The 10,522-nt window shown below is 35.8% G+C and carries 13 protein-coding genes, 1 tRNA gene and 1 rRNA gene; 8 read left to right on the top strand and 7 right to left on the bottom strand.

The window, feature by feature from the left end:
* Both AC4G3L_RS14675 and AC4G3L_RS14670 read right to left on the bottom strand, forming a co-directional pair.
* Positions 1-315: ribosomal RNA gene (locus AC4G3L_RS14675) — 16S ribosomal RNA — on the bottom strand; the annotation flags it as partial.
* Positions 316-932: 617 nt separating this feature from the next.
* Positions 933-1,835 carry a DMT family transporter gene (locus tag AC4G3L_RS14670; RefSeq protein ID WP_491077715.1) on the bottom strand — a complete coding sequence of 301 codons (903 nt, stop codon included), beginning with the start codon at positions 1,833-1,835 and terminating at the stop codon, positions 933-935.
* A 130-nt stretch (positions 1,836-1,965) separates the two neighbouring features.
* Between AC4G3L_RS14670 and AC4G3L_RS14665 the strand changes: the two genes are divergently transcribed.
* From AC4G3L_RS14665 to AC4G3L_RS14645, 5 genes are all read left to right on the top strand, one after another.
* On the top strand, positions 1,966-2,649 hold the full coding sequence (locus tag AC4G3L_RS14665) for an MgtC/SapB family protein (protein ID WP_491077747.1): 684 nt from the start codon (positions 1,966-1,968) through the stop codon (positions 2,647-2,649).
* 278 nt (positions 2,650-2,927) lie between these two features.
* A tRNA-Ala gene (locus AC4G3L_RS14660) sits at positions 2,928-2,999 on the top strand.
* A gap of 272 nt (positions 3,000-3,271) precedes the next feature.
* Positions 3,272-3,586, top strand: a complete 315-nt coding sequence (locus tag AC4G3L_RS14655) for an ArsR/SmtB family transcription factor (protein ID WP_491077746.1) — start codon at positions 3,272-3,274, stop codon at positions 3,584-3,586.
* A gap of 81 nt (positions 3,587-3,667) precedes the next feature.
* On the top strand, positions 3,668-4,096 hold the full coding sequence (locus tag AC4G3L_RS14650; RefSeq protein WP_491077714.1) for a DMT family transporter: 429 nt from the start codon (positions 3,668-3,670) through the stop codon (positions 4,094-4,096).
* 13 nt (positions 4,097-4,109) lie between these two features.
* Positions 4,110-4,574 carry a DMT family transporter gene (locus AC4G3L_RS14645; RefSeq protein WP_491077713.1) on the top strand — a complete coding sequence of 155 codons (465 nt, stop codon included), beginning with the start codon at positions 4,110-4,112 and terminating at the stop codon, positions 4,572-4,574.
* An 824-nt stretch (positions 4,575-5,398) separates the two neighbouring features.
* Here AC4G3L_RS14645 and AC4G3L_RS14640 read toward each other — a convergent pair.
* The gene (locus tag AC4G3L_RS14640) at positions 5,399-5,578 is read right to left on the bottom strand and encodes a hypothetical protein (protein ID WP_491077712.1); all 180 of its coding nucleotides are present in this window, start codon (positions 5,576-5,578) and stop codon (positions 5,399-5,401) included.
* Between the two features lie 174 nt (positions 5,579-5,752).
* On the bottom strand, positions 5,753-6,235 hold the full coding sequence (locus AC4G3L_RS14635) for a GNAT family N-acetyltransferase (RefSeq protein ID WP_491077745.1): 483 nt from the start codon (positions 6,233-6,235) through the stop codon (positions 5,753-5,755).
* A gap of 137 nt (positions 6,236-6,372) precedes the next feature.
* Here AC4G3L_RS14635 and AC4G3L_RS14630 point away from each other — a divergent pair, with 137 nt between their 5' ends.
* The gene (locus AC4G3L_RS14630; protein ID WP_491077711.1) at positions 6,373-6,579 is read left to right on the top strand and encodes a hypothetical protein; all 207 of its coding nucleotides are present in this window, start codon (positions 6,373-6,375) and stop codon (positions 6,577-6,579) included.
* A 220-nt stretch (positions 6,580-6,799) separates the two neighbouring features.
* Here AC4G3L_RS14630 and AC4G3L_RS14625 read toward each other — a convergent pair whose 3' ends face one another.
* Complete coding sequence (locus AC4G3L_RS14625; protein ID WP_491077710.1) at positions 6,800-7,600, bottom strand: formate/nitrite transporter family protein; 801 nt, start codon at positions 7,598-7,600, stop codon at positions 6,800-6,802.
* A 182-nt stretch (positions 7,601-7,782) separates the two neighbouring features.
* The gene (locus AC4G3L_RS14620) at positions 7,783-8,313 is read right to left on the bottom strand and encodes an HD domain-containing protein (RefSeq protein WP_491077709.1); all 531 of its coding nucleotides are present in this window, start codon (positions 8,311-8,313) and stop codon (positions 7,783-7,785) included.
* Between the two features lie 431 nt (positions 8,314-8,744).
* Between AC4G3L_RS14620 and AC4G3L_RS14615 the strand changes: the two genes are divergently transcribed.
* Together AC4G3L_RS14615 and AC4G3L_RS14610 are read left to right on the top strand one after the other, a co-directional pair.
* Complete coding sequence (locus AC4G3L_RS14615; protein ID WP_491077708.1) at positions 8,745-9,242, top strand: cupin domain-containing protein; 498 nt, start codon at positions 8,745-8,747, stop codon at positions 9,240-9,242.
* A gap of 224 nt (positions 9,243-9,466) precedes the next feature.
* Complete coding sequence (locus tag AC4G3L_RS14610; RefSeq protein ID WP_491077707.1) at positions 9,467-10,213, top strand: YqcI/YcgG family protein; 747 nt, start codon at positions 9,467-9,469, stop codon at positions 10,211-10,213.
* A 79-nt stretch (positions 10,214-10,292) separates the two neighbouring features.
* On the opposite strand, the gene AC4G3L_RS14605 is transcribed toward AC4G3L_RS14610, so the two are convergent.
* On the bottom strand, positions 10,293-10,490 hold the full coding sequence (locus AC4G3L_RS14605; RefSeq protein WP_491077706.1) for a YwbE family protein: 198 nt from the start codon (positions 10,488-10,490) through the stop codon (positions 10,293-10,295).
* Positions 10,491-10,522 lie beyond the last annotated feature (32 nt).

The raw sequence follows: 10,522 nt of genomic DNA, 5'->3' as shown, positions 1-10,522 counted from the left end.
CGATCACCCTCTCAGGTCGGCTACGCATCGTTGCCTTGGTGAGCCGTTACCTCACCAACTAGCTAATGCGCCGCGGGCCCATCCGTAAGTGTTAGCCGAAGCCAACTTTCCTTCTCTCCTCATGTGAAAAGAGAACCTATTCGGTATTAGCACCGGTTTCCCGGAGTTATCCCAATCTTACGGGCAGGTTGCCCACGTGTTACTCACCCGTCCGCCGCTAATCATCGGGAGCAAGCTCCCTTTGATTCGCTCGACTTGCATGTATTAGGCACGCCGCCAGCGTTCATCCTGAGCCAGGATCAAACTCTCCGAAAGATGTTTGATCTAGCTAATGTTTTAAAGCAAATTGACGAGATTTAAAAAATCTCTTGTTTTTTAGACTTGCTTGGCGTTTCGTTTTGTTTAGTTTTCAAAGAACAATCTGTCGTGTTGGCGACTTTTATATTATATCAAGATAACATTTTGTTGTCAACAACTTTTTTAAAAAGTTTTTTTGACTTCATTTTCTTTTGTTATCTTGTTCGCATTAGCGACTTTTATAATATATCAGAATACCTTATCTTCGTCAACAACTTTTTAAAAGTTTTTTGTTTGACGAGCATTCAACGAAGTGAACGATAGTTAATATATCATGTACATATATTAGAGTGCAAGTACTTTTTTCACTTTTTTTCGCTTTTTTATATTATTTCTCCATAGCATCATGAGACAATATTAAACTTACCAGCATTTAATCAATGTTTTTGGTCGTTTTTGTCCCTTTCCTCACACCAAATTTCAGTCAGAACCTATTCATTCATTATATCATTTATATTTTGAACCTGTTATCCTTTTCATCCATTCCATATAGGTACTCATAAAACTAGCTACGACATTTATTATCTAAATAAATTGCAAGGAAAACTAGTATGGGTACCTTGCGATGTAGCTTATTATTTAACAACACGATCCACCAATAGGTCTTTTCTATTATTCACTAAAATGAATAAAGATAATCCCATTAATACAAATAAGGCACCAACCAATTGCATAACTGATATGGTTTCATTAAATAAATAGTAAGCCAATACTGTTGCACCTATAGGTTCGAATAGTATCGCCATTGATATTTTCGTTGTACTTACCCATTCTATTGCCCAATTGAAGAGCGAATGTCCCAATAGGGTTGGTACTATTGCCAGCAAAATAAATAGGTACCATTCTTCTATAGAATAATGGACTAACTCATGTCCACTTCCCAATACATAAATTAGTAAGATGAATGCACTTATACCATATACAATAAATGTGTAAGCAGTAAGTCCAATCCTTTTACGAACTATTTGTCCAATTAAAAAATACGCCGTTGCCAGTGCACATGCTATCAAGGCCAGTACATCCCCGAACAAAGCAAGCCTATCATGTGCAAAATCACTGGCACTAATTAAGATACTGCCGGCAATTGCTATGATAATACTTATGGCTCCTCCAATAGAGATTCGTTCTTTAAATAAAAAATAGGTACCTAAAAAAGCAAATAAAGGCTGCAACGTTACCAATACAGTCGAATTAGCCACAGATGTGTGTTGGAGAGATTCAAACCACAAAATAAAATGAAATGCAAGAAAGCCACCAGCCAATATGCATAATATCCAATCTTTTTTATTAATCCCCTTTATTTCTTTAATAGACCCTTTACAGAAGAAAGGTAAAAGAATCAAACTGGAAAATAACATGCGATAAAAGGCGATGACACTGGATGGCGCTTCCGAATAACGGACAAGTATCGCTGAAAAAGAGACTGCTATAACACCAATAACAATAGCAAAATAAGGTTTGAAGAGTGACAGTTTCATATACTTCATCCTTCTCTGAAACTTAAATAATTTTTCTAATAATTCATTATTCTGGAACCTCATCGTATCATATTCTATTCTATATAGAAGAACTTATTTATAAAGGATGGGTACCTACATGGATTTTTCAATTGATTTACAAATGATTATTAAACTATGCATATCAGCTGTACTTGGATTAATCATAGGATTGGAGCGGGAAATTAAAAGAAAACCGGTTGGTCTGAAAACATCTCTCGTAATCTCCATAGTTAGCTGTTTATTAACTATTGTCTCTATTGAATCTGCCTATAATGCGAAAGGCTCCTCATTAGGCGTAACAGTTACAATGGATCCGCTCCGTCTTGCAGCTCAGATTGTATCTGGGATTGGATTCATCGGTGCAGGGGTTATATTGAGAAGAGGAAATGACAGCATTTCCGGTTTAACTACTGCAGCATTAATTTGGGGAGCAGGTGGTATAGGCATAACAGTTGGAGCAGGCTTTTATATGGAAGCAATCGCTGGGGTATTCTTACTAATCATCAGCGTTGAGTGGCTCCCATTATTATTTAGTCATATCGGGCCTAAGAAATTCAGGGAAAAAGACCTGCTTCTCCAGTTAATCATTGCTGAAAAAGACAGTATTGCACCCATTATAGAATTAATAGAACAAAAAGAGATTTCAATCAAATCTGTTCGTATAAAAGATTTGACTAACAGTCATCAAATTCGCTTAAAAAGCACTATTGACAGCAAACGCCGTATAACGGATGTTTATTATTCCATTTCGAAAATCGAAGGAATAATGAGTATTGAAATTGAAAATGCATAACTCTGATTAGTATGGAGCAGAAGAGAAACCACTCTAGTTTCCCTTCTGCTCCTCTTTATATGCCATTTTATTACTTGAATCCTTTTGATATATCTTACCATTAGATTTCATCTCATTTTCAAGCCCATAGCTATCATACATTTTAAACATTATACTTCCGCTTCCATATCAAAGTAACTAATATACATTATATTTCAGAATTAAATGATAATTAAAACAAGATTGACTTTCATTCTAAATTAGTTAAAATAAGATTGTACAGTTTAACTTTATATTATGGGGCTATAGTTCAGCGGGAGAATGCTTCGCTGGCAGCGAAGAGGTCAGGGGTTCGAATCCCCTTAGCTCCATTACCAGAAAACCCTTGTGTAGCAAGGGTTTTTTCTTTTTATCCCCTCCCTCTTCCATCTCAATAACCATCAAAGTTCACAAACATTTGCATTTAATTTATAATTATTAATCTGTTTATGCCTCCCTAACTCTTATTCATATCCTTATTTATTCTGCCTCAATTTCAACAAGAAACTTCTCTATTTCATCAACTGTAATTTATTTATTTCACATATTATAATTTTTATTCCATCAACTTGACATATCGGGAAATCTCGATATAATTATGCTCATGGAATTAATTGATGTATTCAAAGCGTTATCTAATGAAACAAGACTCAATATTCTAAAGTGGTTAAAGGAACCAGAGAAGTACTTCCCAAAACAAGGCGCTCACCTACCAAAGGAGGTTAATTACAAGGGTGGAGTATGTGTTGGAGATATTCAAGAAAAAGCCAAGATTTCTCAATCTACGGTTTCTAGCTACTTAAACATGATGCAAAAAGCTGGTTTACTTGAATCAATTCGTCATGGACAATGGACTTACTATAGGCGTAATGAAGAATTTCTTCAACAGTTAGCTAATTACTTTAGAACAGAGATCTAATTTATATCGATTTCTGTTTTTTTTACTCAATTATATCTATTCTTCTAGATATGCAATTATACAAAAAAGGAGATATCATCTATGCGCTTTATATTTTTCATATTAGCTCTATTGGCTGGAGCAGCCCTTAGTTTTGAAGGAGCTATCTATGCTGAATTAGGAAAATCAGTTGGACAAATAGAAACAAGCTTTTATAACTTCTTTATGGGTTCAATTATTATGGGACTATTGTGGTTGTTTTTTGGAAAAGGAAAGCTTTCCTATACATTTGAAGCACCTAAATGGTCGTTACTTGGTGGTGTTCTAGGTGTTGTTTATTTAACCTCCATCGTTGTAAGTGTCCCATTTGTTGGTGTTGGTATAACAATGGTTGCAGTAATTATCGGACAATTAATCATGAGTATGGTTATTGAACATTTTGGTTGGCTGGGTAGTAAAAAAACAAGAATTAATAAAGAAAAAATCTTTGCAGTTATTTCAATGATTATTGCACTTATATTAATCAACTAGGAGGTACATAATTATGGGGTTACTTATGATTTTATTCACATTGATTGGCGGTATTACATTAAGCGCTCAATCATCTATAAATGGTACATTTAGTCGAAAAGCCGGAACAATTGAAACAACCTTTCTAACCTTTCTTACTGGAACAATGTTTCTTACCATTTTTATTATGTTTTTTGGTAGTGGAAATGTACTTGGACTTCTAGAAGCACCTAAATGGCAATTGAGTGCAGCATTTTTAGGCACTATGTATTTACTTCTGACTGTCATGGCAGTTCCTAGAATTGGGGTTATCGCAACTAATATTTCTGGAATAGCTGGTCAACTTATAATTGGGGTAATGATCGATCATTTTGGATGGTTCAACAGTTTAGTCATAGAATTAGACATTAAACGTGTTTTTGCATTACTATTTATGTTTATTTCCCTCTATTTTATCTATAAAGGGCATAAACGCTCGATAGAAGAATCAAAAATATAGAAAGTTAAAAAGCTGCCTAGTTGCAGCTTTTTTTATAGCTCGGTTAACCTTAAATGTTAATATCCATTCCTGGCCTTCGCTTTACGCGGACGGTCCGGGAGCCTCGCTTTTCTAAGCAATCTCAGGCCATCTACTACGATCAACCAGCTAATCCAATCAACAATGAACTTTAACAAAGCCTAATAAATAAAAGTACTAATTAATAAAGCTAACTATCTTTGTATTTTTACATATATTAATTGCACATTTAGAATGTCCACCTTGGAACCCTATTTCTTTCATAATTCCTTAAGGTTGAGTTTTCATTTAAAAATTCATAAAAATACTACTTATCTGCAAAATAACAAGGACTTATCACATACTAACAAGATTGTTAGAAATGAAAAATCGATAAAAATTTGTTGTATACTCCGTTTAGTTAAACAAGACTTATGAGGTGTAATCATGAATACAATCACAATAAGCAACAAATCTGAAACAAAACATAATATAGAATACATAAATGCTATACACGCTGTTAGCAATGCTAAGCACCCATCACAGTATCTTTACAAAATTACACAATACAAGAAAGCAAAGCATTATAAACAACTTTTAGAAGCCCATGAATGCCAATGTTCTTAATATACTCATTGAAAAAGAAATGCAATTAAGAGCGTTCCTTTTTCATCATGAACAGGTGGAGAAAAACGACTCGTTTATCTCCACCTGTTTTCATTTTAGGGCCTGTTCTTTTCCCCATATTTCATATTGTTCAGTTTTGATACATGCAGTGGTAAATCCCTTTTACAGAAAGGATCCTACAGAATATGTATGGAAAGATTTTAGATTGTCTGAACGTAACTCACTATTAAATAAACTGCGATACAGACTACAATACTTTGTAAGTATAGGCCTGCTTCCTTCTTTAAAGAATCTTCCTCACTGTTTTGCATTTTTATGGAGCGCACTGATCCATAGAGAATCCCTGCGATAACAGCAATAATTAGGGGAATTGTATTCATAAGCACCTGCCTCCTTTGTGATTATTTTAACATAGAATAATTTTCCGTATTGTCAGCAGTGCTTACTCTATATGTATCCTATTTGCTATTCTTAAATCCGGACAAAAAATTTCGATAGAATACTCTCTTGAGGGTGGAAAATATATACTACTATCGCCTACGCCTTGAGACCAACTACCTGCTTCTTATGAGTTTTTTATAATAAATTAACGTAGTATTCTCATTCAATTTTCTGAGTTCACCTGTTCGAATATAGCCCATCTTTTCATACAGATGACAATTGCCTTCTTCCTCTTTGATCGTCGCCAATTCCCAACTTTCCGCCTGTGGGTAGTACTGTTCAGCGATTTTTATCGTTTTCTGAGCAATTCCCATACCCTGATACTCAGGTAAAACGAACATGGGACTAATTTTATATACTTCGGTCCCTTCTCTCCATTGAATATTAATAGCTCCAACAAACTGTCTGTTAAATAGAATTTTATAAAACACACCATTGCGATTGTTCACTCGCTTCAATACCCTTTCAATGCCCTCAGCTGCAGGATTTGTATCATAATCCTTATATTTCTCCAGCAGAGGCATAAATGCTTCACGTTGGTTGGCTAATAAATCTGTTGCGTCCCTTTCCTCTGCTTTCACCAAAGTAATATCCATTTCAACAACCTCCATTCGGTTTACTGTTCGTATAAATATCTTGCCACGCATTTGTCTTACGCCCTTTATCTCTGCGAAAACACACCTCTTCTATTTCCTTCGAATACGATGGTAAAAAAACGGAAGGGACTGTAAGAATGAAATCTGAAAATGATTTTAATATATTGGATTTTGCCCTCCCGCTGCTGGACATTATTGTGATTATGCTGACAGACGAAAATCCTGTGAATGGGGTCATCCTATTAGTACTTTTAAAAGCTGTTACAAAGGATCCTATAATGGAAATATTATTTATTATATTAGCCATTGTTCTTTGGGCTGCCCGTCAAGGTGAAGAAGACTAACTGTTTTTCAATAATAGACAAGCTGTCCCGATTCATAAATGGCTCCCATTAAATATATTACATGGATATATGATTAAATCGTATACTTGTTAATAATTAATCATTCCATCTTTTCTAAAAACACTTGGATCTCTTTTAATCCAAGTGTTTAGTCGCTATTTATTAGATAATTTATAACCAATACTCTTTCTATAAAACAAGTTATATTCTTTAAAACTTCCTATTTACCATTCTCATTATCAATTGAAGGGACAATAGATGATTGATAGGATTTCCAATACAGAAGCGCAACGAGAACAGATCCGCCGATGGCATTCCCCAAAAATACAGGTACAAAATTTATAAGATAATCCATCCAAGTAAAATAACCTTCGAATATAGCTGCCGGAATCACAAACATATTCGCTACTACGTGCTGAAAACCAATTGCCACAAATGCCATGATTGGGAACCATATTCCTGCTATTTTCCCTCCAATATCGTTGGCACTGTATGAGAGCCATATGCCAAGTGCTACGAGCCAGTTACATCCAACTCCTGAGATAAGAGCCGGCCAAAAATCTACATCGATTTTATGAGCAGCAATGTCCACGGTTTTTTCGAGATAAACCCCACTTGCTGTAAACTCTCCTAAATGGCCAAAGAAATAGGCTACAAATATGGCTCCCGCAAAATTACTAATCGTGACCCAAAACCAATTATGCACTAGACGTGATAAAGGGATTCGTTTGGCGAGCCAGGCCATTGGCACGGCCATCATGTTTCCGGTCAATAATTCTCCGCCGGCAATTAAGATTAAAATAAGTCCAAGCGGGAAAACGGCTGCTCCTATAAATGTTCCAAATGTTCCCCAATCTTCCGGCAAGCTTGCGGTTACTCGGATATACAGTAAATAACCCACTGAAATATAAGCACCACCCAAAAATCCCAATACTAATAAATTTGTTAATGATAAACTGGTCTTCTTCACACCTGCTTCTACTGCTGCTATAGCAATTTCGTGTGGTGCTTTAAAACCCATATCATTTCCCCCGATCTATGTATTACGGTTTTTACACCCAACATGGAAATATATCTCATTCTATCCAAATTTATTATATTCGTATTCCGGGTAGGCATAAAGAGAACATTTTATGAATAATTTCTATTTGCACAAAAGCAAGCATAAAAATCCCCCTCGTCTCACAACTGAAGGGGGTTTATTTATACCATTTTTTTATGTTCTTTTAATTCCTTATCAATCATAGAATCCAGTTTTATGATACTGGCTTTTGCTCGTTCGTAATCTATTTTCCGATAATGGTGAAGTCCACCTTCTTCTTCATCCTTTTCATCTGCCCATTTCACTACTTGCTGAAGCGGTGTCCTCATTATATCATTCGAAGGTAAAAAGGAATCGGTATGAAATAAAATGGCGTGGGAAATAACCTTTGCTTGAATCGGATTTTCACCAAGCCTAATTAATAATTTATGAGCTCTTTCAGCTCCCTTTATTGGATGAATATCATTTTCCCTATATAAATCATAATCCCATTTACCATTCCGGTACCAAGTAAAATGTCCAATATCATGAAGCAGACCTGCCTTCGCAGCAGAATCCACATCCACCTTCTGCTCTTTAGCTAAATGAAAGGCATGATAAGCAACGGCAATAGCATGTGCCAAGCCAGAACGATTTAAATATTTCTGAGCTATGCGATGTTCAAAGATATCTAATAAAGTGACGTCTCTCATTCGGTCTCCCCCCTGTATATTTTTGTATATTTATCAAACCGATTTTATATTAATGTGCATTATACACGGATTCTACTGCAGTTAAAAGTAAAGTAATTTCATTATTTTATAAAATTACCTTCTTTTAATCTCTTCAAACAAATATTTTATAATCAGAAATTCTTATATACTATTTAGCCGAATACAATCAGGTACCATTAAAACTAGATTTATTCATTGCAGGATTATCCTCTTATCACTCTTTTTCACTATAAATCACTCATAACCATAAGGATCGTTCTCCACTTTCTACTTCCTACTTTTATAATGCTATTTGTTTAATCCTCTTAAAAATCCTACCTGGCTAGCAAACTCTCACTAACAATATGTGACAGGCCCTGTTTATCACTTTCGAAACAGGGAATTTCTTAAACAAAAAAGGAGGAAATACTATGAATCATTATCAAACCTTTTTCTTGAAAGATGACGGAACAATCCCTAATAACCCAAGCTTACCCGTCGTTCTCTATAAACAAGCCGTCCAAAACCCGGAATCCAATATGGAGATTCTTTTCAATAAAAACCAATGGCTCAACAGTTGGATTGATGGAGTATTTGATTATCATCATTATCACAGTAATTCACATGAGGTACTCGGTGTTATTAAAGGAGAAGCCACATTAATGATTGGCGGTGAAAAAGGCACAGAAATTCATGTTCATACAGGCGATGTAATCGTGCTTCCAGCCGGTACCGGACATAAACGCCTGAATGCCAGCTCTGACTTTTCTGTCGCGGGTGCTTATCCAGATGGAATGAACTATAACACTAAATATGGGAAGGAAAATGAACGTCCCGAAGTATTAGTAGAGATCAGTAAAGTACCACTTCCTAAAACCGATCCAGTTACTGGCAAGGAAGGGCCCTTGATGAAATCATGGCAAGGATGATTTATAGAAGTTATAAGACTTTTGCCATTTAATAATATTGCTGCAGGAAATTGGACCATACGAAAGTAGATTCTTAAAAACTGCCAATATATGAATAAATTCCACCCCCCTCTAGCTCCTTTTTATAAACAAAAAACAACGTTTTACTATTATTCGTATGTTTTAATAACAATTTTTAGGGAATAAAGAACTAAATAAAATGAATCTATAGGGGAATATACAGTATGCTACAGCAAAAAACCAATTTATTAGAAAAGCAAGATATGACGAATCCACAAGTCGTACCCGAATGGGTAACTAAGGAGTACGAAACATTCCATAACACTGTGACTGACCCTACATTTCCTTGTTATTTTGGTATGAAAGCAGAGAATAAAGGCGAACTCCGTTATGCGTATATGACTCATGAGGATTGGTCCTCTCTACCGAAAGCAGTAGAAAGTTTCCTTGAATTATTTAAAGAGCCTCCACATATCAGGCATGGATTATTTGTATTTGTGGAACCTGAGAAAGAGGAACGCGATATCCCTTACTACAGGGATTACTTTTGGAGGATTCTGCAATATTTACACGAACATGATCCTAAACTATGGCCGGAAGATAAACCGAAAGATCCTGAGCATTTCCTGTGGGACTTTCACTTTGCCGGCGAACCATTCTTTATCTTTGGTAATTGTCCTGCCTACAAACAACGTAAAACACGTGACCTCGGTAATAGTTTAGTTCTTGGCTTTCAGCCGCGAATGATTTTTGAAGGACTTGAGGGAACGGAAAAAGGCGGGATTATGTCCAGAGAGAAAGTTCGTGAACGTGTAGAAAAATGGGATCAACTCCCGAAACATCCCGACATCAGCCATTACGGCGATCCCCATCATAATGAATGGAAGCAATACTTTATCGGTGACGATATAGAACCTATTGCCGGAAAGTGCCCATTTCATCATAAGGATGCTCAAACAACAAGAAGCTGATCAATAGATCAGCTTCTTAATTATTGGGGCTATACTGTCATTCACCATCTAGGATAATTAAAAACGGCGGTTGTCCTCATTATTTAATAATATGCTGAACCCTTCCGACCTGGCCATCCGTTAACCGTACTTTAATGCCATGCGGATGTGTTGCTGAATTGGTTAGTATATCTTTAACAATACCCCGAGTTAAGGTTCCGGTACGCTGGTCCTTTTTTAAAACGATATCGACTTCTAATCCTGCTCGTATATCACTGCGATTTTTTCCGTTATTCATCTTTATAACCTCCCTTGTTTATCAGAATCCAC

Source organism: Bacillus sp. z33, assembly GCF_058313615.1.
This window is presented reverse-complemented; position numbering and strand designations above follow the sequence as displayed.